The sequence below is a fragment of the Streptomyces sp. NPDC091416 genome (assembly GCF_044756845.1).
Lineage (GTDB): Bacteria > Actinomycetota > Actinomycetes > Streptomycetales > Streptomycetaceae > Streptomyces.
On record NZ_JBIVTU010000015.1, the window covers coordinates 21,985 to 45,757 of the forward strand.

General features: G+C 72.9%; 3 protein-coding genes. All 3 read right to left on the bottom strand.

Translation table 11 applies throughout. The features are described 5' to 3' along the window. Nucleotides 1–761 precede the first annotated feature (761 nt). The 3 genes from ACIQMX_RS34210 to ACIQMX_RS34220 all read right to left on the bottom strand — a co-directional run bounded on the left by ACIQMX_RS34210 (nucleotide 762) and on the right by ACIQMX_RS34220 (nucleotide 23,554). Nucleotides 762–8,336 (bottom strand): amino acid adenylation domain-containing protein, encoded by a 7,575-nt coding sequence (locus tag ACIQMX_RS34210; protein WP_402483981.1) that lies wholly within the window; start codon nucleotides 8,334–8,336, stop codon nucleotides 762–764. Further along, the gene (locus tag ACIQMX_RS34215) at nucleotides 8,333–22,930 is read right to left on the bottom strand and encodes an amino acid adenylation domain-containing protein (RefSeq protein WP_402483983.1); all 14,598 of its coding nucleotides are present in this window, start codon (nucleotides 22,928–22,930) and stop codon (nucleotides 8,333–8,335) included. The genes ACIQMX_RS34210 and ACIQMX_RS34215 overlap by 4 nt, the downstream gene beginning before the upstream one ends. 405 nt (nucleotides 22,931–23,335) lie before the next feature. Beyond that, a complete protein-coding gene (locus ACIQMX_RS34220; protein ID WP_363069978.1) occupies nucleotides 23,336–23,554 on the bottom strand; it encodes an MbtH family NRPS accessory protein in 219 nt (72 codons plus the stop codon). Between the last annotated feature and the right edge of the window lie 219 nt (nucleotides 23,555–23,773).

The following is a 23,773-nucleotide window of genomic DNA, read 5'->3' on the forward strand; positions in this document are numbered from 1 at the left end:
GCTCCGCCCGCGCGGTCAAGGAGCCGGGAGGGACTTTTCTTTTGCCTTATATTAAGACGGGGTCGTGAAGCTCTCATGAATGGACGGCCACCCCGGCACCCCTGCGTGCATCCGCTGGGCCGACAGCGCCCCATGACCAGGACCGCGATCCGTTCCGGCCCGACCCCGACGACGCGCCCCGACAACACCCGGGCCGGTGGTCACTGTTCGCGCTCATCCCCCGCCGCGACCGGGCAGGAAGGCGACGCTGTGCACGAGTCGACGACGGTCCTCTCACCAGCCGATCGGGCTTCGGCGGGAAGGACACGATCGGCGCTGACCGCCTGCGCTGCGCCGTCGACCCGGACGGGTCGTGCAGGCCGCGGTTGGGACACCGACCGAGCTCAGGGACGGATGATGCCGCGGTGTCCGTGAGCCCTTGCATGCGGGGTGGGCCAGTCCTGATCCGCGCTTGTCCGGCGCGCCCGCCGGGCCGGGGCCACCGGCGACGCATCCGCCGGTGGCCCCGGCAGCGCCAGCCGGCTACATCTGGCCGGCGGCGAACAGCTCAAGGTGCCCGCACCCGTGCGGCGGCCCACCTCCGTCTGCCGCCGGGGCCGGCCCGTCCCCTTGGCGCCCTCGGTCGAGGGCCCCGGATCCAGGAACGGGGCCCGGCCGCGGCCACCCCGCCTCCAGGCCGCCCCGCGACCGGAGCCCGCACGCCCTCCCGCCACCCCGCGCCTCTGCCGCCGACCGGACGAGGGGTTGCGGGATTCCACCGGTCACGACGTGGCCGGCGCTCCCGGAGCCGGCAGGAAGCCTGATCCGTGGAAGTACGTGAGATAGCGGATCAGGATCTCGTCGGTCAACGCCGGCTGGAGGACACCCACGGCGGCCGCCGCCGCGGCGGTCCGCCGGGAGTCGAAGCGGCGCCGGTCCGCCGCCTCGTGCCCCGTCCGTCCCTGATCGCCGAGGAACAGCTGTGCCGCGTTGTCGGGTTGCTCCGCGACGCGGGCCTGCCACTGCGCCGCGGGAACGGTTCGCAGTTCGTGCCCGAGGCGGGCGGCCGCTTCGAAGACCCGGTCCAGGCCCGGCGCGTCCGGATTGGTGAAGTGGTAGGTCTGCGCACCGGTCGGGCCGGATACGGAGAGGGCCACGACCGCGGCACTGACGTAGTCCACGGGGACCCAGTCGGTCGACCCGTACGGCAGGTCCGGGACCGCGCCCGCCTGGAGGCAGCCCTTGACGAGCTGCCAGAGCAGGTCGCGGTCCTGGCAGGCGCCCGTGGAGGTGTCGCCGCTGATCCGTCCGGGCCGGTGGACGGTCACCGGAAGCCCGCGTTCACGGGCCAGGCCGACGAGTTGCTCGGCGACCCACTTGCTCTGCGCGTACCCGTCCGGCAGGGCGGGAGAGGGGCCCGTCGGGGTCGACTCCGTGATCGTGACCGTGCGGGGGCCGGAGGACGGGGCGTACACACTGGTGGTCGAGACGTAGTGCATGCCCGGTGAGGCGGAGTCGGCGAGCAGACGCAGCAGTTCCTCGGTACCCGCCACGTTGGGGGCGCGCAGATCACCGTATGCGGCAGCGAAGTTCACGTGTGCCCCGTTGTGCAGGACCGGGCCGAGGCGGCGGACCAGGGCGGTGCGGGCGGCGGGTGGGAGCCCGAGGCCCGGGGCGGCGAGATCACCCGGGACGGGGTTGACCAGGTCCGCGTACCGGGGGCGCCACAGGCCGTAGCGCTCCAGGTTGGCCCGCAGCCGGTGCGCCGCCCGGTGTTCGTCCTCGGCCCGTACGAGGCAGTCGACGGGGCCGCCGGTCGTCTCGATGAGGTCGCGCAGGAGGAAGGCGCCGAGGAAACCGGAGGCGCCGGTCAGCAGCGGACGGGCGGAAGGCCGCTGGGGGCGGCGTGCGGGGGACGTGGCCCCGCGTCCCGTCCCGGTGATGTCCGGTGCCAGCCGGACCTCGGCGGCGAGGTCGGGGGCGGCCGCCTCCTGATGGTTCTCCTCCCCCGCCTCGCGCCCCAGCAACCGGTCGACGCCCTCGACGGTGGGCGCCGCGAACAGGGACCTCAGGGAAGGGCGCCGGCCGCATCGTTCCGAGATCCGCCGGGCCAAGGTCACGGCGAGCAGCGAGTGGCCGCCCAGGGCGAAGAAGTCGTCCGTGACGCCTACCTCGGGCACACCGAGCGTCTCCGCGAACACCTCGCACAGGATGTGTTCGCGCGGGGTCACGGGCTTGCGGCCTCCTTCCGGAACCGGTTGGCGGGGCGCGGGCAGGGCCCGGCGGTCCGTCTTGCCGTTGGGGGTGACGGGCAGGGCCTCGAGACTGACGCAGGCGGCGGGAATCATGTGCTCGGGCAGGGTCGCGGCGAGGTGAGCACGCACTGCGGCCTCGTCCGGCCCCGGCACACCGTCCGCGGGCACGGTGTACGCGACCAGGCGCCGGTCGCCGGGGCGGTCCTCCCGGACGGCGACGCAGGCCGCGGCCACGCCGGGCAGGGCGGTGAGCGCTGCCTCGATCTCGCCGGGTTCGATGCGGAACCCGCGGAGTTTGACCTGGTCGTCGACTCGGGAGACGTAGACGAGTTCCCCGCCGGTCGTCCAGCGCACCAGGTCTCCGGTGCGGTACATACGGCCCCCCGCGCGGTCGAACGGATCGGCCACGAAACGGGAGGCGGTCAGAGCGGGCCGGCCGTGGTAGCCGCGGGCGACTCCGTCGCCGGAGACGTACAGCTCACCGGCCACGCCGGGCGGCACGGGTTCCAGCCGGTCGTCCAGGACATGGACCCGGGTGCCGTTGACGGGAACCCCGATGGACACCGTGCGGTCGGGCGCGAGCGGACCGTCCGCCTGCTGGAAGACGCTCATGGTGGCGCAGACGGTGGTCTCCGTCGGACCGTACGCATTGACGAGGAAGCGGCCTTGCGCCCAGGCGTGCACCTGGGACGGAGGGCATGCCTCCCCGGCGAGAACCAGCGTGGTGCCGGCGGGCAGCGAGCCGGGCGGCATCACCGCGAGTGCGGCAGGCGGCAGGGTGAGGTGAGTGATGCCCCGCTCCTGGACCAGGGCGGCGAGAGTGGGGCCGGGCAGCAGGGCCTCGCGTTCGTCGATCTCCAGGCAGGCTCCGGAGAGCAGGCCCATGCACAGTTCCCAGAACGCGGCGTCGAAGCTGACGGACGCCATGTGCAGCACCCTGCTGCCCGGGGTGACGCGCAGCCGTTCGCGCTGGGTCCTGGCCATGGCGCCGACGCCCCGGTGGGTGACCACGACCCCCTTCGGGCGGCCGGTGGAACCCGACGTGTAGATGACGTACGCCGGATGTGCCGGGTCGGGCAGCGGCGCGGGAGCGGTGCGGGCGGCGACGGGCGCGCCCGTCGTGGGACTGCTCCCGGGCTCGTCGGCGTAGAGGTGCGGCACGGGGGACGCGGGGAGGCGGCTGTGGATGGCGGGGGTGGTGAGCAGGAGACGCGGCCGGGCGTCGTCGAGCATGTGGGACAGGCGCTGGGCCGGGTAGTCGGGGTCGAGCGGCACGTACGCCGCACCCGTCCTGAGGACGGCGAGCAGGGCCACGACGAGTCGGTGCGTGCGGGGCAGGGCGACGGCCACGCGGTCCTCGGGGCCGATGCCCTGTGCGGTGAGGTGGTCGGCGAGGGCGGCGGCGAGCGCGTCGAGTTCCGCGTAGGTGAGGGTGGTGTCCGCGTCGCGGACCGCAGGGGCCCGGGGGGTGCGCCGTACCCACTGGTCGAAGAGCACGGGAAGTGTCGGCTCGGGCAGCTCCTGGACGGGCCCGGTCCCCCAGGCGGCGAGGCGGGTGCGCTCGGCGGGGGTGAGCACGTCGTAGGCGTGCAGGGGGCGGTCCGGGTCCGCGCCGACGGCGCCGAGAAGCAGAACGAGGCGGTCGGCGAGGGCGTGGACCGTTGTCGCGTCGAAGAGTTCCGTGGCGTAGTCGACAGCGGCCCGCATGCCGCTGGGGGCGCCGTCGTCGTCGTACGTCTCGGTGAAGGTGAACGACAGGTCGAACTTGCTGACCCCGGCGTCGACCGGCACGTCACTGACCGTGAGGCCGGGCAGGTCGACGGCGGCGCCAGTGGTGTGGTTCTGGAGGACGAGCATGGTCTGGAAGAGCGGATGGTGGCTCTGCGAGCGCGCGGGGTTGAGGAGTTCCACCAGGCGCTCGAAGGGAACGTCCTGATGCGCGTACGCGGAGAGGTCGAACTCCCGCACGCGCAAAAGCAGTTCGCGGAAGGTCGGGTCGCCGCTCAGGTCCGCGCGCAGCACGAGCGTGTTCACGAAGAAGCCCACCAGGTCCGAGGCCGCCTCGTCGGTGCGCCCGGCGACGGCCGTGCCGAGCGGGATGTCGTCGCCGGCGCCGTGCCGGGACAGTACGGTCGACAGGGCGGCCTGGAGGACCATGAAGAGGCTGCATCCGCTGGTGCGGGCGAGGTCCGCGAGCTGCCGCGATGCGGTGCGGTCGACGGCGAAGTCGTACGTGGCTCCCGTGTGCCGGGGCACGGCCGGGCGGGGCCGGTCCCAGGGAAGTTCGATGATCTCCGGAAGGTCGGCCAACGCGCTTTGCCAGTGGGCGAGTTGTCGTGAGACGACGCTTTCCGGGTCGTGCTCGTCGCCGAGCAGGCGGCGCTGCCAGAGGGTGTGGTCGGCGTAGTCGACGGGCAGTTCGGCCAGCGCGGGATCCTCTGCCCGGGCCCGGGCCCGGTAGGCGGCGCGCAGGTCCTGGGCCAGGGGCGCCAGGGACGAGCCGTCGGCGGCGATGTGATGGATCACGAGCACCAGGACATGGGTGTCCTCGGCCAGGCGCAGCAGGGTCGCCCTGATCGGGAGGCAGTGCTCGATGTCGATCGGGTCGGCCGTGGCGGCACTGATCCGGTCGGCGGCCTTGTCCTCGTCGACGGCTTCCCGCGTGAACGGGAGGCGGACATCGTCCGGGGCGGTGATGTGCTGGGACGGCCCGTGGTCGTGTTCGGGGAAGACGGTGCGCAGGGCTGCGTGCCGGCGCACGACGTCGCCCAGTGCCCGGTGCAGGGCTTCCGTGTCGAGCGGTCCTTCGATACGGACGGCGAGGGGGATGTTGTACGTGGCGGAGGGGCCTTCGAGCCGGTGGAGGAACCACAGGCGCTGCTGGGCGTACGAGAGCGGGAGCAGGGCAGGGCGCTCCTGCGGGACGAGGGCGGGGCGCGCGGGGCGGCTCCCGGCCTCCAGGGCGGTGGCCAGGGCGGCGACGGTGGGGTTCTCGAACAGGGTGCGGATCTCGGTCTCGGTGTCCAGGACGGTACGCACGCGGCCCACCAGCCGGGTGGCGAGGAGGGAATGGCCGCCCAGGGCGAAGAAGCTGTCGTCGACGCCGACGCGTGGCACGCCGAGCACGTCGGCGAAGAGCCCGGCGAGGATCTCCTCCAGGGCGCTGCGCGGTGACCGGCCTGTCGTGCCGGACGGGGTGGCGGGTGCGGGCAGCGCGGCCCGGTCGAGCTTGCCGTTGGGGGTCAGGGGCAGCGCGTCGACCGGCTGGATGACGGCCGGCACCATGTACGCGGGCAGGTGGAGTGCGAGGTGCGCGGCGAGCGGGCCGGGCTGTGGCGTGTGTCCGGGAGCGGGGACGACGTAGGCGGTGAGGGTCCGGTCGCCGGGCAGGTCCTCGCGGACCAGTACGCAGGCGGCGCCCACGGACGGGTCGGCGCGGAGCACCGTCTCGATCTCGGCGGGCTCGATGCGGTGGCCGCGCAGTTTGATCTGCTGGTCCGCCCGGGCCACGTAGTGCAGGCTGCCGTCGGTGGCGCGGCACACCAGGTCGCCGGTGCGGTACATGCGTGCCCCGTTGCCCGCGTGCGGGTCGGCCACGAACCGGGTGGCGGTGAGGCCGGGCCGTCCCAGGTATCCGCGTGCGACACCGGCGCCCGCGACGTACAGCTCCCCTTCGGCGCCCGGTGGCACGGGCCGCATCGCCGCGTCCAGGACGTAGGCGCGCATGCCGTCGAGCGGCCTCCCGATCGGGGCCGCGCCGCCGGGATCGTCGTCGGGGCGCACGCGGTGCACGGTGGCGAAGGTGGTGGTCTCCGTGGGCCCGTAGACGTGGAGGACGACCGCGTCCGGATGGGCGGTGGCGAGGCGCTGCAGGACGCCGGGCGCGGCGGCCTCGCCTCCGGTGGCGACCAGACGCAGCAGGCCTAGGGCACCCGCGTCGGTTTCGGCCAGCACGTTGAAGAGGGCGGTCGTCAGGAACACCGCTGTCACGCCGTGCCGGGTGACGAGGTCCCGGAGCACGGCGGGCTGGAGCGTGCCCTCGGGGGCCACGACGACGCGGCCGCCGTTGAGGAGGGGGGTCCAGATCTCGAAGGTGGAGGCGTCGAAGACGTACGCCGAGTGCATCAGGACGGCGTCGGCCGCACCGCCGTCCCAGTTCCGGTCGGCCGCGAGGGCTGTCACGTCGGCGTGGGTGACGCCGACGGCCTTGGGCAGTCCGGTGGAGCCGGAGGTGAACATCGTGTACGCGAGCCGGGTGCCGTCCGTGACCGCCGGGAGGGCTCCCGGGGTGGCCGGGCCCCCGTGGCGGACGCGGCCTGTGGCATCGACGGTCAGCACGGTGGTGTCCGGGCCGAGTTGACGGACCCAGGGGTGTGTGCGGGCGCGCTCGTCGACGATCAGGACGCGCAGGGCGGCCACCTCGGCCACCCGGTTGAGCCGTTCGGTGGGCCAGCGAGGGTCGAGCGGCACGTAGGCGGCACCTGCGCGCAGGACGCCCAGGGAGGAGGTGACCGTGGCGGCCGAACGGGCCACGAGGATGCCGACGCCGTCCTCGAATCCGGTGCCGAGCCCTGTCAGTGCACCGGCCAGGGCGCCGGAGAGGTCCTGGAGCTGCCGGTAGGTCACGTGCTCGCCCGCACCGGTGACGGCCACGGCGTCCGGGTTCCGGGCGGCGTGCTCGGCCACGGCGTCCGGGATGCTCTGCTCCCCCGCCGCGCGCCGCAGTTCCGCACCGGTTCCCTGGGAGAGCAGTCTCTCGCGCTCTCCGTCCAGGAGGAGGGGAACCGCGTCGGCGCGGCGGTCGAGCCCTTGGGCCATCATCACCAGCAGGCGTTTCGTACGGGCGACCGTGCGGGCCACCTCTTCGCGCTCCAGGACGGCGGCCCGGTACCCGAAGGTGATCCTCAGGGCGTCGCCCGGCGCGATGGTGAGGGTGAGGGGGTAGTGGGCGGCGTCCGTGCCGCTGAACCCGGTGACGGCGAGGCCCGGCAGGGCCTGTTGCGCGGTGCGCAGGGCCTCGTCGTCCATCGGGTAGTTCTCGAACACGGTGAGGGTGTCGAAGAGTTCGTCCAGGCCGGTGACACCCCGTATCTCGGTCAGTCCCAGGTACTGGCTGCCGAGGAGGCGGCTCTGTTCCTCCTGAAGCCGGGTCAGGAGCGCGGCCAGGGTTTCGCCGGGTGTCGTGCGCAGCCGTACCGGCACGGTGTTGATGAACAGGCCGACCATCGACTCGATGCCGGGAATCTCCGGCGGGCGACCGGACACGGTGGCGCCGAACACGACATCGGGGCGTCCGGTGAGGTGCCCGAGCACAAGGCCCCAGGCGCCCTGGACCAGGGTGTTGAGGGTGAGCCGGTGGACGCGGGCCGTCTCGCGGAGCCGGTGTGCCGTGGCGGCGTCCAGGTCGAGGACGAGCGTTTCGGGGAGTTCGGCGGAGTCTGCGGCGCCCGTGCCGCGAGGCCCGGCGAGCAGGGTCGGGGCCTCGATTCCGTCCAGGGCGGAGGACCATGCCTCCAGAGCGGCTGTGCGGTCCTGCTGCGCGAGCCAGTGGAGGTAGGTGCGGTAGGGGGTGACCCGCGGCAGGGCGCTGTCGTCGCCCTCCGAGGCGTACAGCGCGAACAGCTCCCGTACGAGGAGCGGCATCGACCAGCCGTCGAACAGGAGGTGATGGCTCGTCATGACGAGTCGGTGGCGCTGGGGCGCGGTGCGCAGCAGTGTGAACCGCATCAGCGGCGGAGTGGTCAGGTCGAAGCGCCGGGTGCGGTCGGCGGCGAGGAAGGCGGTGAGGCGTTCCTCCGTCGAACCGGTGCCCTGCGTGGCGGTCAGGTCCCGTTCCTCCAGCGGCACGGGGACCTCGGCGGCGACGGCCTGCACGGCTTCGTCCAGATCCTCGTGGAGGAAGCCGACCCGCAGGTTGGCGTGCCGGCGCAGCAGGCTGCCGATGGCGGCGCGCAGCGCGGGAACGCCGACGGGGCCTTCGAGGTCGAAGACGAACTGTGCGGTGTAGACGTCGACGGCGTGGGAGTCGTACAGGGCGTGGAAGTGCATGCCGGCCTGAAGCGGCGTCAACGGCAGTACGTCCTCGAGTCGGAACCCGGTCACTTGCGGCCACCCCACTTGTTCTGCAGTCGGTCGATCTGTGCCTGGTCGAGCGAGACCAGGGGAAGGTCGGACGGCGTGTAGCCGCCCGCGTCGGGTCGTTGTACGTGTTCCGCGATGGCGCGCAGCGCGCGCACGAACGCCTCGGACAGGGCGCCCACGTCCTCCTCCTTGAGCAGGTCGCTGGGCCAGGTCCAGCGGGTCACCAGGCGTGGGCCGTCGGGGAGGTCCTCGGTGTGCGCGTTGATGTCGATGACGTGGTGCACGGGCATGTCCGGGTCCTGGCTGCGCGGCCCGCCTCCGTCGAGCATGACGTCCCAGTCGGCGCCGTCGGCGGTCTCCCCGGGTTGCTGTGAAGCGGCGTACCTGCCGAGGTAGTTGAAGCCGATCTGCGGTTCGGCCGCGGGGGCGAGGCGGGAGCGCGTCGCCGGGTTGAGGTGGCGCAGCATTCCGTAGCCGACGCCGTGGTCGGGCACGGTCCGCAGCTGTTCCTTGACGCGTTTGACGGCTCGTTCGACGAGGGCGGCGTCGAAGCGTCGGGGGTCGCGGGCGTCGAGGGGCCCGGGATCGAGCCTGACCGGGTAGAGGCTGGTGAACCAGCCGACCGTGCGGGACAGGTCGAGGTGGTCGGCGATCTGTTCGCGGCCGTGGCCCTCCAGGTCGAGGAGGACGGTGGTGCCGTCCGGGCGGAGCCCGCCGGGTCCGGTGGCCCGTTCCGCCCGCCAGGAGCAGACGGCGAGGGCCAGGCCGGTGAGCAGGATGTCGTCCACTCCGGCGTGGAAGGCGCCGGGGGCGGTGGTGAGGAGGGACTTCGCCCAGGTTGCGGGCAGGTGTGTGACCAGGGTGCGGGTCTCGTCGGCGGTGTCCAGATGGGGGTCCAGCGGCCGGTATCCCAGTTGGGGATCCGGTGTGCTCAGCACGCTCTGCCACAACGGGAGTTCGGCTTCCCGGTCGGCGCTGCGCGCCTGGGACGCCAGAAGGTGCGCCCAGGCTCTGTAGGGCGTGGTGGCGGGCGGCGCCGGGGCCGGGTCCTCGTCCCTGTCCGCGGCTTCCGTGACCGTCTGCCACGTGCAGGCCAGGTCGTCCGCGAGGATGCGCCAGGAGACCGCGTCGACGGCCAGGTGGTGCACGACGAGCAGCAGACGCCCGCGGGCGTGCGGCCCGGCATCGCCCCAGACGGCCTCGATCACGTCCCCGGCCGCGGGCCGCAGACGGCTGCGCGCCTGTTCGCCCGCAGCGGTGACGGCAGCGCGGGCGGATTCCGCGTCGAGGCCGGTGATGTCGACCCGGGTGAAGCGGCGGCGGGCCTGCACGGCGCCGGGGGCCAGGGCTTCGAGGACGGGTTCACCCGCGGCGGGCCGGCGGACGCGCAGACGGAGCATGTCGTGCTGGTCGATGAGCAGTTGGAGGGTGGCGACGAGCGCGTCCTCATCCGCGCCCGCGGGCGTGCGCAGCACCCCGGACTGGTTGTATCCGTCCGTGCCGCCGGGCCGCTCCAGGAGCCGGGCGGCGATGGGTGTCGGCGGCATCTCGCCGGTGCCCTGTTGGGCCGGTGCGGCATCGTCCCGGCCCAGGGGGGTGGCGACGGCCGCGATGGCCTCGGGGGTGCGGTGGACGAAGACGTCGCGCGGGGTGACCGCGAGCCCGGCCTCGCGGACGCGGCTGACGAGTTGGATGGAGAGGATGCTGTCGCCGCCGAGCGCGAAGAAGTCGTCGTCCGTGCGGACGGCCGGGCTGCGCAGGACGGAGCCGAACACGTCGCACAGCACACGTTCCTGCGCGGTGCGCGGCCTGCCGCCCGGCCCGGCGGCAGGGCGCTCGGGGACGGGCAGGGCCCTGCGGTCGGTCTTGCCGTTGGGCAGGAGCGGCAGTGCGTCGAGGGCGACGAACACGGCCGGCACCATGTACGGAGGCAGGACCGATGCCAGCAGGGTACGCAGTTCGCCGCCCGCCGGATCTTCGGCGTCGCGGTGCCGGTCGGGAACGGTGTAGGCGACCAGGCGGCGCTCGCCCGGCCTGTCCTCGCGGACGACGGCGCAGGCGGCGGTGATGCCGTCGAGCGCCGTGAGCGCGGCTTCGATCTCGCCGAGTTCGATACGGAACCCGTGCAGCTTGACCTGGTCGTCGGCGCGGGAGACGTAGGTGAGCAGGCCGTCGGCACCCCGTCGGACGAGGTCGCCCGTGCGGTACATGCGGCTCCCGGCGGGGCCGTACGGATCGGCGACGAACCGCGCGGCGGTCAGACCGGGGCGCCCCAGGTAGCCGCGCGCGAGGCCGTCGCCCGCGATGTGGAGCTCGCCGGTGACTCCCGGCGGCACCGGCCGGAGCCCGGCGTCCAGGACGTAGGCCCGGGTGTTGTCGACGGGGCGGCCGAGCGGCACGCCTCCTTCCGCGGCGTCCTCCGCCTCCCCGCTGCGGTGGTGGTGGGCGGTGGCGTCGATCGTCGTCTCGGTGGGTCCGTACAGGTTGTGCACCTCGACCTGCCAGGCCCGACCCGTACGCGCCGCGAGTGACCGGGGCAGGGGTTCACCGCCGCACAGGACGGCCCGCAGGGTTGTCGGGACCTCGTCGGGACCGGTCTCGGCGAGGATGAGCGAGAGGTGCGCGGGCACGAACTGCACGAGCGTCGCGCCCGCTTCGCGTATGCGTGCCAGGAGTCCGGCCGGGTCGTGGTTGAGCGCGGGCGGCACGGGGCAGGTGGAGGCGCCGTGCAGCAGCGGCAGCCAGGTCTCCCAGACGGAGGCGTCGAAGCTCGGCGAGGTACGTGCCAGCACACGGTCCCCGCCGGTCAGGCCGAGGTGGCCGGCCATCCACGCCATGTGGTTGACCAGGGACGCGTGCGTGACGACCACGCCCTTGGGGCGGCCGGTGGAGCCCGAGGTGTAGATGACGTACGCGGCGTCGAGCGGGTCCGGCGCGGCGGCCGGCGGTGCCGCGCGCCCGGTGGACCATGCGGCCCGGTCGTCGAGTGCGAGGCAGGGCACGGACGGGACGTACCGCGCGGCGCGGGCGGTGCCGTGGGTGAGGAGCAGCGCCGGGCGGGCGTCGTCGAGCATGTGGGCGATCCGGGCCTCGGGGTATGCGAGGTCGACCGGCAGGTAGGCGGCTCCCGCCTTGACCACCGCCAGCATCGCGACGACCTGGTCGGCGGTGCCTTCCAGGGCGAGGGCGACGAGGTCGCCGCGTCCGATGCCCCGGTCGTACAGGTGGTGCGCCAAGTCGTCGGAGAGAGCGTCCAGTTCACCGAAGGTGAGCAGGTGTGCACCATCCCGTACGGCGATCGCTCCGGGGGTCGCGGCAGTCTGCGCGCGGAACGCCGCGGGCGCCGTGGGCGTCGCCACGCGCCGGACCGGGCCGTGCGAGGCCCGCTCCAGGCCTGCCTGCTCCGCCGCGTCCAGAACGACGGCCGAGTGGACGCGCCCGCCGGGGTCGGCGGCGAGCGAGGCGAACAGGCGGGTGAGGCGCGCGGCCAGGGCGTGCGCGGTGGTGTGGGCGAACAGTTCGGTGGAGAACTCCAGGACTCCGTCGAGTCCGGCGGGCCGTCCCGCGTCGTCCCGGGTCTCGGTGAAGGTGAAGGTCAGGTCGAATTTGCTGATCCCGGTGTGCACGGGCTGCCGGGTGACCGTGAGACCGCGGAGGCCTACGGTGGTGTCCGCCTGGTTCTGGAGGACGAGCATGGTCTGGAACAGCGGGTGATGGTTCTGCGCCCGCGACGGGCGCAGGGCGTCCACCAGCCGCTCGAACGGCACGTCCTGGTGCGCGTAGGCCGCCAGGTCGAACTCGCGCACACGGTCGAGCACTTCGGCGAAAGTGGGGTCTCCGGTCAGGTCGGTGCGCAGGACGAGGGTGTTGACGAAGAAGCCGACCAGGTCGTCGAGGGCTTCTTCGGTGCGTCCGGCCACGGCCGTGCCGAGCGGGATGTCCTCACCGGCCCCGTGCCGGGACAGGAGCACCGACAGGGCCGCCTGGAGCACCATGAAGAGGCTGCAGCCGCGGGCTCGGGCGAGGTCCGCGAGTGCCCCGTGGGTGCCCGCGTCGACGGTGAACGCGAACGCGTCGCCGCGGTACGCGGTGACGGCGGGACGCGGCCGGTCGTACGGCAGGGCGAGCAGGTCGGGGGCGTCGGCGAGCGCGGTACGCCAGAAGTCCAGCTGGCGGGCGGCCTGGCTGGTGGGGTCGTCCTCGGCTCCGAGCAGTGCGCGCTGCCACAGGGTGTAGTCGGCGTACTGGACGCCGAGTTCCGTCCAGCAGGGTTCCTCGCCGTCGCCGCGGGCCCGGTAGGCGTCGCCGAGGTCGCGGGCGAGCGGGGCGAGGGACCAGCCGTCGCCCGCGATGTGGTGGACGAGGAGCACCAGAACGTGGGTCTCGGTGCCGAGCCGCAGCAGCCGGGCCCGTACGGGAAGACCGGCACTCACGTCGAAGGCGTGCGCCACCTCGTCGCTCAGGACGTCGTCGAGACGGTCGGGGTCGGTGTCCCGGGGCGTCAGGTCGAGGTCGGCTCCGGCGGCGTCGAGGACCAGTTGGCGCGCCACGCCGTCGGTCTCGGGGAAGACGGTGCGCAGGCTCTCGTGGCGTTCGACGACGTCCGCGAGGGCGCTGTGCAGAGCGTCCTCGTCGAGCGGGCCGTCCAGGCGGAGCACCAGCGGCACGTTGTACGTGGCGGAGGGGCCTTCGAGCCGGTTGAGGAACCACAGGCGCTGCTGGGCGTAGGAGAGAGGCAGCGGATCGGGCCGCCGCCGGGCCCGCTCCAGCGGGGCCCGGGCTTCTTCGGCGCCGGTCAGGGCGGCGGCGAGGGCGGCCGGAGTGGGGTGCTCGAAGACGGCCCTGACCTGGACCTCCAGGGCGAGCGCGGTACGGATGCGGGCGGCGAGCCGGGTCGCGAGCAGGGAATGGCCGCCCAGGGCGAAGAAGTCGTCGTCCGCGCCCGCCGTGTCGAGGCCGAGCACGTCGGCGAAGAGCGCGCAGAGGATCTCCTCGTGCGCGGTACGGGCGGCGCGCCCGCGGACCGGAACAGGGTGTGCGGGCACGGGCAGGGCGCGCTGGTCCACCTTGCCGTTGAGGGTCAGCGGAAGAGCCTCGACCGGGACGAACGCGGAGGGCACCATGTAGGCGGGCAGGGACCGGCCGACGGCCCGGGCGAGGTCGGCGGATGCGGGTCGTGATCCGGAGGCGGGCACCACGTACGCCACGAGCCGGCGGTCGCCGGGGACGTCCTCGCGGACGACGGCGAAGGAGTCGGCGACGCCGTCGCAGCAGGCCAGTACGGTCTCGATCTCTCCGAGTTCGATGCGGTAGCCGCGCAGCTTCACCTGGTTGTCCGCGCGGGCGACGTAGGCGATCTGCCCGCGATCGGTCCACCGGACGAGGTCGCCGGTGCGGTACATACGCCCCCCTCCCCCGTCGAACGGGTCGGCGACGAATCGTGCGGCGGTCAGGCCGGGGAGCCCGGTGTACCCGCGCGCCACGCCGCGGCCGGCGAGGTACAGCTCGCCCACCACGCCCGGCGGGACCGGGCCCAGGGAGCCGTCGAGGACGTAGCCGCGCATGCCGTCCAGGGGCCGTCCGATGGGTGGCGGGCCGGGTGGCAGGGCGGCCGTCACGTCGTAACGGGTGGCGAAGGTGGTCGTCTCGGTGGGCCCGTACACATGGAGGACGCGCACACCGGGCGCTGTGCCGGCCACCCGCTGCATCGCGTCCGGGGAGGCCAGTTCGCCCCCGGCGCAGACGAGCCGGAGACCGGCGAAGGCACCCGGATCGGTCTCTGCGATCACGTTGAACAGGGCCGTCGTCAGGAAGACGGCGGTCAGTCCGTGCTCATGGACGGCATCACCGAGGGCCCCGGCCTCCAGGACGCCCTCCGGTGCGATCACGACCTTGCCGCCATGCAGCAGCGGGGCCCAGATCTCGAACGTGGAGGCGTCGAAGACGTACGCCGAGTGCATCAGTACCGCGTCGGCGGCGCCGCCCTGCCAGGCCGAGTCGGACGTCAGCGCCACCACGTCGGCGTGCGTGACCCCGACGCCCTTGGGCAGACCGGTCGAGCCGGAGGTGAACATCACGTAGGCGAGGGTTGCGGGGTCCGGCACGGCAGGGAGGCGGCCCGGCCGCTCCGGCGCGCCGCGCAGGATCCGTCCGAGGCGGTCCACGACGAGGACCGGTACCCGCGGGGCCATGGCGGCCACCCACGGGGAGGCCGAGGCGTCCTCGTCGACGACGAGGACGCGAAGGGCCGCCACCCCCGCGACCTGGTCGAGCCGCTCCCCGGGCCAGCGCACGTCCAGCGGGACGTAGGCGGCGGCCGCTCGGACCGCCCCCAGCGACACCGACACCACGGCGGGCGACCGGGTGAGCAGAACTCCGATCCCCGCCTCCGGGGCGACACCGAGACCCGTCAGGGCGCGGGCGAGGTCGGCGGAGATCCGGTCGAGTTCGGCGTAGGTGAGGGCCGTTCCGCCGCCCGCGACGGCCACCGCGTCCGGTGCGCGGTGCGCCTGGGCCGCGAAGAGGGCGGGCAGGGTTTCGGCGGAGGGGACGGGCGGGATGCGGCCGGTTCCCCAGTGGGTGACACGGGCGTGCTCGCCGGGCGTCATGAGGGCGTGGCTCGCGACGGGCAGTGCGGGCTCGGCGGACACCTGCTCCAGGAGCCGGATCAGGCGGTCCGCGAGTGCGGCGACCGTGGAGCGGTCGAAGAGGGCGGTGGCGTACTCGATCCCGGCGGTGAGGCCAGCCTCGCCCCGCTCCTCGTCGAAGGCGAAGGTGAGGTCGAACTTGCTCAGGCCGTTGTGGACGAGCCGGTCCACGACCGTGAGGCCGGGCAGGCCGGGGCGAGCGGTCTCCTGGTTCTGGAGGACCAGCATGGTCTGGAACAACGGGTGGTGGTTGCGTGCCCGGACGGGGTTGATGCTCTCCACGAGGCGCTCGAAGGGAACATCCTGGTTCGCGTATGCGGCAAGGTCGAACTCCTTGACCCGCTGGAGCAGTTCGAGGAAGGTCGGGCTGCCCGACAGGTCCGTGCGCAGGACGAGCGTGTTGACGAAGAAGCCGACCAGGTCCTCCAGTGCCTCGTCCGCGCGGCCGGCGACGGGCGAGCCGAGCGGGATGTCGTCGCCCGCGCCGTGGCGGTGCAGCAGGGTGGCCACCGCCGCCTGGAGCACCATGAACAGGCTGCTGCCGGACTCATGTGCCAGGCGCAGGAGTCGTGCGTACAGTGCCGGCGGTACGTCGAAGGTGTGGACGGCTCCCCTCGGGTCGGTGGTGGCCGGACGCGGCCGGTCGAGCGGCAGGTCGATCAGCCCGGGAAGGCCCGCGAGGGCGCTGTGCCAGTGGTCGAGCTGTCGGCGCAGGAGGCTCTGCGGTGCGACGCCGTCGCCGAGGGCGGCATGCTGCCAGAGGGCGTAGTCGGCGTACTGGAGCGGGGTGCCGGGCGCGCGTTCGGGCTCACGTCCCGTGAGACGGGCCGCGTAGGCCTCGCCGAGATGACGGGTGAGCGGGGCGAGGGACCAGCCGTCCCCCGCGATGTGGTGCAGGACGATCACCAGCACGTGGTGGCCGGGTGCGGAGCGCAGCAGCAGGGCCCGTAGCGGCGGGTCCGTGACGACGTCGAACGGTTCACGCACGGCGGCCAGGACGGCCGCCTCCAGGTCCGCGGGCGCCGTGCTCACGACAGTCAGCCGGGGTGTCACCGCGTCGGCCGGAAGTACCAGTTGGTGCGGTACGCCGTCGCGTTCGGGGAACAGGGTGCGGAGCGCCTCGTGACGCTCCACGACGTCGCGCAGCGCGTCGCGCAGCGCGTCCGTGTCCAGGGCGCCGTCGAGTTCGAGGACGAGCGGGATGTTGTAGGCGGAGCTGGGGCCTTCGAGCCGGTTCAGGAACCACAGGCGTTGCTGGGCGAAGGAGAGCGGCAGCGGATCGGGCCGCTGTGCGGCGGGCACCACCGGCGGGCGGACACGGCTCTGCGGGTCGAGGGCGCGGGCCAGTTCCGCGACGGTCGGGTGCTCGAAGAGGGTGCGGACGGTGATCTCCGCGCCCAGGACGGCCCTGACGCGGCTGACGACCCGCATGGCGAGGAGCGAGTGCCCGCCGAGGTCGAAGAAGCTGTCGCGCGGGTTCACGCGGGGCCGTTGCAGGACGTCGGCGAAGATGCCGGCCAGCAGGCCCTCCTGGAGGGTGTGCGGCCCCGCTCCGTCGGCGGGGTCGGACCCCGCCGACGGCTCCGGCAGGGCCCGCCGGTCCACCTTGCCGTTGGGCAGGAGCGGGAGGTCGTCCAGGATGACGACGGCACCGGGCACCGCGTAGTGGGGCAGACTCCCGGCGAGGGCATCGCGCAGGGTGACAGGGCGCAGGATCGGGTCGCCGGTGACGGCATAGGCGACGAGGTGGCGCCCGCCGGCCCCGTCCGCCCGGATGACGGCGCAGGCGGCAGTAACGCCGGGGCACGCCAGGAGCGCGGCTTCGACTTCGCCCAACTCGATCCGGAACCCGCGGAGTTTGACCTGGTCGTCGGCGCGTGCCACGTAGTCGAGCAGACCGTGGCGGTTCCACCGCACGAGGTCACCCGTGCGGTACATGCGCGCGCCCGTGCCGTCGAACGGGTCGGCGACGAACCGTGCGGCGGTCAGGCCCGGGCGGTTCAGATATCCGCGGGCGAGGTGCGCACCGGACAGGTACAGCTCGCCGGTGACACCGGGCGGCACGGGACGCAGCCGGCCGTCCAGGACGTAGGCGCGCATGGTGTCGACGGGGCGGCCGATCGGCACGGTCTCGTACGCTGCGCCTTCCGGCTGCCCGCTGCTCTCCTGGCCCCTGCTCTCCGGGCCACCGTTCTCCGGATCGCTGTTCTTCTGGGCACTGTTCTTCTGGCCGGTCACGCGGTGGGCGGTCGCGTCGATGGTCGCCTCGGTCGGCCCGTAGAGGTTGTGCGCATCGGCCCGCCACAGCTCGGCGATGTCGTCGGCGAGGGTGCGGGGTAGCGGCTCACCGCCGCACAGCACGGCGCGAAGGCCGGGCAGCGACGCGGCGTGCGCCGCCTCGGAGAGGACGAGGGTCAGGTGGGACGGCACGAACTGGGCGATCGTGACACCGAACCGGCTCATCCAGGAGACCAGAGTGCGGGGTTCCGTGTTCGCTCCGTCAGGCAGCACACAGACTTCGGCGCCGTTCATCAGCGGAAGCCACACCTCCCACACGGAGGCGTCGAAGCTTGAGGAGGTACGTGCCAGGACCCGGTCGTCCGGAGTGACCGTCAGGTGCCTTGCCATCCACGCCATGTGATGGGCCAGGGCCGAGTGCGGCACGACCACGCCCTTGGGCCGGCCGGTGGAGCCCGAGGTGTAGATGACGTACGCGGGGTCCGCCGGACCGGGTGGATCCGGGAGTGGCCCGGTGGGCTGTGCGGGCCGGACCTCGTGGCTGTCGAGGGCGAGCCACGGAAGGTCGCAAGTCGGCAGCCCCGCGTGGACGTCCCTGGTGGTGAGCAGCAGGACGGGGCGGGCATCGTCGAGCATGTGGCTGATGCGGGCGGGCGGATACTGCGGGTCGACGGGCAGATAGGCGGCGCCGGACCGCAGCACGGCCAGCATGGCGACGACGGTGTCCACGGACGGCGGCGCGGCGATGGCCACCCTGCTCTCGCGGCTCGCGCCGCGCTCCCGCAGGACATGGGCGAGGGCGTCCGCGCGGGCGTCGAGTTCGGCGTAGGTCAGGTGTGTGTGCGCGTCGCGCACGGCGACGGCATGGGGAGTGGCCTCGGCCTGCTCGCGGACCGATTCGGGGGCGGTTCGGGAGGGCGCCGGCTGCTTCGCGCCGCGCCCCTGGGCCAGGAGGCGGTCCCGCTCCCCCGGGACCAGCGGGTCGAGGTCGCTGATGGCCAGGCCGGGGTCGGTCACGGCGAGGGTGAGGACGCGGGCGAACCGGGCGCACAGCGCGCGGGCGGTGGCGGCGTCGAAGAGGTCGGTGGCGTATTCCAGGTACCCGCCGATGCCTCCGGCGCCGTGCCGGGTGTCCGCGGCAGCGCACCCTTCGGGGTCGGCGGGTCTGCCGGTTCCGGGAGCCCCGGCGGGTCTCCCGGAACGCCTCTTCGCGGCTTCGGCGACAGCGGCTTCTTCCGCAGCTTCGGTCGCTTCGGTCGCTTCGGTCGCTTCGGTGAGCGAGAACGTCAGGTCGAACTTGCTGCCCCCGCGGTGCCGGGACCTGTCGTGGACGGTGATGCCCGGCAGATCGAGGGTTGCCCGCTCCTGGTTCTGAAGGACCAGCATGGTCTGGAAGAGGGGGTGGTGGTCGCCGGACCGCTCGGGGTTGAGGGCCTCGACGATCCGCTCGAAGGGAAGGTCGCCGTGGCTGAGGGCGGCTATGTCGAATTCCTTGACCCGGTCGAGCAGTTCGCGGAAGGTCGGGTTCCCGGACACGTCGGTTCGCAGGACGACCGTGTTGACGAAGAACCCGACCAGGTCATCGAGTGCCTCCTCGGTGCGTCCGGCGACCGCGGTGCCCAGCGGGATGTCGGAGCCCGCGCCGTGCGCCTGGAGGGTCACGGCGAGAGCCGCCTGGAGCACCATGAAGGGGGTGCAGCCTGCCGCACGGGCGAGCCGGACGAGCGCGGCGTGCGCGGGGGCGGGCAGGTCGAAGGGCACGGCGGCGCCCCGATGGCTGGGCACGGCCGGACGGGGCCGGTCGAGAGGCAGATCCAGCAGGTCGGGGGCGCCCCCCAGCGCGCCCTTCCAGTAGGAGAGCTGGACTGCGGCCAGGCTGTCCGGGTCGCCGTCGTCGCCCAGCAGCCGGCGCTGCCAGAGGGTGTAGTCGGCGTACTGCACGCGCAGCGGGGCCCAGTCGGGCGCGCCCCCGCGCTCGCTCCTGGCGCGGTAGGCGGTGCCCAGGTCACGGCTGAGCGGGGCGAGGGACCAGCCGTCGGCGACGACATGGTGGAGAACGAGGACCAGGAGGTGGCGGGCGGGGCCCAGACGGAGCAGTCGGGCGCGGACTGCGGCGTCGGCCGTGAGGTCGAAGGGCCTGGTGGTCAGCCGGCGCAACGTTTCGTCGGCCCAGGCGTCGGCGGTCTCCTCGGCGGGGGCGTGCTCGACGACGAGAGGGACGAGCGTTGCGGCAGCGTCCGCGTCGAGGACTTCCTGGCAGGCGATGCCGTCGTGTTCGGCGAAGAAGGTGCGCAGGCTCTCGTGGCGGACGACCACGTCGGCGAGGGCGCCGCGCAGGGCGTCGGTGTCCAGAGGGCCGTCGAGTTCGAGGACGAGCGGAATATTGTAGGTGTCACCGCTGCCCTCGACCCGGTTGAGGAACCAGAGGCGCTGCTGCGCGTGGGACAGAGGTACCGCTTCGGGCCGTGGCTGCGGCGAGAGGGCGGGCCGGGCCGCGGCTCCGGCGTCCAGAGCCGCGGCCAGGGAGGCGACCGTGGGGTGGTCGAAGAGCGTGCCCAGGCCGGCTTCGGCGCCCAGGGCGGTCCGTACCCGGCCGGTGAGGCGGGTGGCGAGAAGCGAGTGTCCGCCCAGGGAGAAGAAGTTGTCGTCGATTCCGACCTCGGGCACGCCCAGGACATCGGCGAACAGGCCGGCCAGGACCTCCTCGTAGGCGGTGCGCGGTGCGCGGCCCGTGGTGGTGACGCGAGGGGCGGGCAGGGCGGGGCGGTCGACCTTGCCGTTGGCGTTGAGTGGCAGCGCGTCAAGGGATACGAACGCGGAGGGCACCATGTACGCGGGCAGAGCGCGCGCGACACGACGGGCCAGGGCTGAGCCCTCCGGTCTGGCGCCGGGGGCGGGCACGACATAGGCCACGAGCCTGCGGTCACCGGGTATGTCCTCGCGGACGACGACGCAGGCGCCGTGCACATCCGGGTCGCCGAGCAGGACGTTCTCGGTCTCGGCCGGTTCGATGCGGAACCCGCGGAGTTTGATCTGACCGTCCGCGCGTCCGACGTATTCGATCTCGCCGCTCGCGTTCCAGCGCACGAGGTCGCCGGTGCGGTACATGCGGCCACCGCGTGCGTCGTACGGATCGGCGACGAACCGGGTGGCGGTCGGCGCGGGAGCGCCCTGGTAACCGCGGGCGACGCCGTGCCCGCTCACGTACAGCTCCCCCACGACGCCGGGCGGCACCATGGCGAGGGAGTCGTCCAGTACGTACAGGCTCATCCCGTCGAGGGCCCGGCCGATGGGCGGCACGCCCGCGGTGCCGGCGGCGACCGGGTGGCGGGCGGTGAAGGTCGTGGTCTCCGTGGGCCCGTACACGTGCAGGACGAGCGTCGCGGGCGCCGCCGCGGCCACCCGCTGCATCAGGTCCGGGGTCGCCGCCTCACCCCCCGCCGCGACCATACGCAGTCCGGCGAAAGCCGCCGGATCCGCCTCGGCCACCACATTGAACAGGGCAGTCGTCAGGAAAAGTGCGGTGAGACCGTGGCGGTGCACCATGTCGTGCAGCACTCGCGCGTCCACGACGCCGCTGGGGGCGACCACCACGCAGCCGCCGTTCAGCAGCGGCACCCAGGTCTCGAACGTGGAGGCGTCGAAGACGTACGCGGAGTGCAGCAGTACCGCATCGCACACGCCGTCCTTCCAAGTGGTGTCGGCCGCCAGCGCGAGGACATCGGCATGGGTGACGCCGACGCCCTTGGGCAGACCGGTGGAGCCGGAAGTGAACATCACGTAGGCCAGCCGGTCGCCGCGGGTCAGGCACGGCAGCGGGCCCGGTCGAGGCGGAGCACCACTCAGGACGCCGCCGAGAGCGTCGACAACGATCATCGGCAGGCCGGTGGCCGACTCCTGCACCCAGGGCTGACCGGCGGTGGTCTCGTCGACCACCAGAGCACGGACGTGGGCGGCCTCGGCGACGCGTGCGAGCCGCTCGGCCGGCCAGGCCGGGTCCATGGGTACGTATGCCGCTCCCGCGCCGACCGTGGCGAGCGTGGCCGACACGACGGCCGCCGAACGGCCCACGAGGACACCAACGCCGTCCTCGGCTCCGACGCCCCAGCCCGCCAGTGCACTCGCCAAGCCGTTCGCCGTCCGCGCCAGCTCCCGGTACGAGAGCGTGACGGCGCCGTCCACCACCGCGGGGGCGTCCGGCGTCCGGCGTGCCTGTGCGCCGAATGCCTCCGGCAGGCTAGCGGCCACGGCTTCCACGGGCAGGGCGGTGCCCCGCCCCTGCGCGTGCAGGGCCTCGGCGGTCGCCTCGTCGACGAACGGCAGGTCGCGCAACGGGGTTTCGGCGTCCGCGTCGGCCAGTGTGGTCAGGAAGGAGACGACAGCATGCTGGTGCAGCCGTACGTCCTCGGGGCGGTACAGCTCCGGGTTGGCGTCGAACCCGATCAACGGCCCTTTGCCCGCGGCCCGTTCGGAGACGAAGAGGGACAGGTCGTCCACCGGGCCGATGGACAGCACGCGGGAGGCGCCGGGGCTGCCGGCGAAGTCGAGATCGTAGTCGTAGCCCATGATGTTGACGACGACACCAGTGAGCCGTGCCGCGTCGTCGGTCATGTTGAGTTCACGGGCGAGTTGCTCACGGGAGAACCGGCGGTGTCGCAGGGCGCCGCGCATTTCGGCGGCGACGGCGCGGACGAGCGTGCCGACCGACTTGTCGGAGGCTACGGTCAGGCGCAGCGGCAGGATGTTGGCGGTCATGCCGACGATGTGCCGCAGTCCGCCGTGCCGGCCGTTGGAGGCGAGGCCCACGGTGACTTCCCGCATTCCGGTGACCCGGCCGACGTACGCGGCGACCGCGCTGACGAGGACGGCGCTCCAGGTGGTGCGGTTGTCCGAGGCGAGCCGGCGCAGAGCGTCGAAGACGGCTACGGGCAGCGTCTCACCGGTGTGCAGCCGGACGTCCGGCCCGTCGGGGACCGGCGGTGGCGGAGCATCGGTGCGCCGGCGCACGAGCGCCCGGCCGCTTTCCGCGTCCGCTTCGCCCCCGGCAGGGGCCGGGTCCACGGTGCGGTCGTTGACCAGGTCCGCGAACCGGTCGGTCCAGTACGTACGGTCGGCCTCGTACCGCTCCGAGCCGCGGTAGGCCAGTTCGTCGGCGACGAGTTCGCGCAGAGGCGCGACGGGAAGCCCGGCCTCGGCCAGGTTCTCGCCGCGCACAGCACGCGCGTAGAGGTCGGCCACGGTGCGGGCGAAGACGGCGCCTCCGAGGCCGTCGACGACTATGTGGTGAAAGCGGACGTACCAGTAGTGCAGTCGGGGGCCGAGCCGCAGCAACGCGAAGTGGTAGTGCGGGGCGTCGAGCCCGTGGACGGCGGCCATGTCGTCGGTCAGGTAGCGCTCGGCCTCCCCGACGGGGTCATCGGCGTCGGACAGGTCGATCACCCGGAGTCGGCCGATTCCTTCCGGGGAGCGTCGGACGACTTGCTGGCGAACGGCCTCGTCCGTGACGACGAACTCCACGTTGAGGCTGTCGCACAGGGCTACGGCCCGGTCCAGCGCTGCGGCGAACAACGGCTCGTCGAGGCCTCCATGAATCTCGAAGCACTCCGCGATGTTGTATTTCGGACTGTCCGGATCGACCAGCTGCCCATACCAGACACCCTGTTGAGCCGCGGTAATCCCAAAGGGCTCCACGAGGTCCGTGCGGGAGGAGAGAGAGTCGTTTTCACGCATGCCGAGTCACACCTTTGGGGAGAGGTTTCGGGGGACGAAGAAGGCAGGCCGAATCCGATCGCGCCGACGCGGTAGGCATCGCCGACAAGGACCGGTTCACATCACAGAGAACAACGCAGCGACAATGCGGCAGGCAGCACCGGGATCCCTGCCGGCTCAAGAACCCGGCAAGGCACTTCGCGGTCTTCGTGTTCTTCCGGGATCAGAGACGAACCACACGGCATCCCACCGGTGGTTCACATCAGCCATGTGAAAGCGGTATGAAGAATTGCGGGCACGATACGATCGGTGACTACTTCTGCCTGATCACTTTTGCTCGAATAGAGAGCAGAAGTGATCAGGCAGAAGCGTCAGAACCCGCAGGGCCCACCGGGGGCAAGCGACACCCTCGACGGCAGGGAGCCCTTATCCGGTGCCGGCCTCCATCGCCCGCACCAGACTGGCGGGCCGCATGTCGGCCCATGCGGCCTCGATCGCGTCCAGACACTCCTGACGCGACCCCTCGGGTCCACCCGCACTCCAGCCGCCCGGGATGTCGATGTGCGCCGGCCACAGTGAGTACTGACCCTCACCATTCACCAGCGTCACGAACCGCCCCGACTCGTCATCAAAAGGATTGCTCATGACCGCCCCCTGACCTGTTCTCACACTTTCCACGACATGTTCATCAGCGCTTTCCAGGCACGCCCGCGCAGATCAATTCCCTGCCCCCACACCACCGAGCCGAGCACCCCTGGCGGGGCACTATCAGCCACACATGGCGGAAATCGTTAGATCCGGAGATAGCGAGGCCATGCCGACGGGTCCGCCGGGATTCCCCGGCTTCACCCGATCGCCGCAATC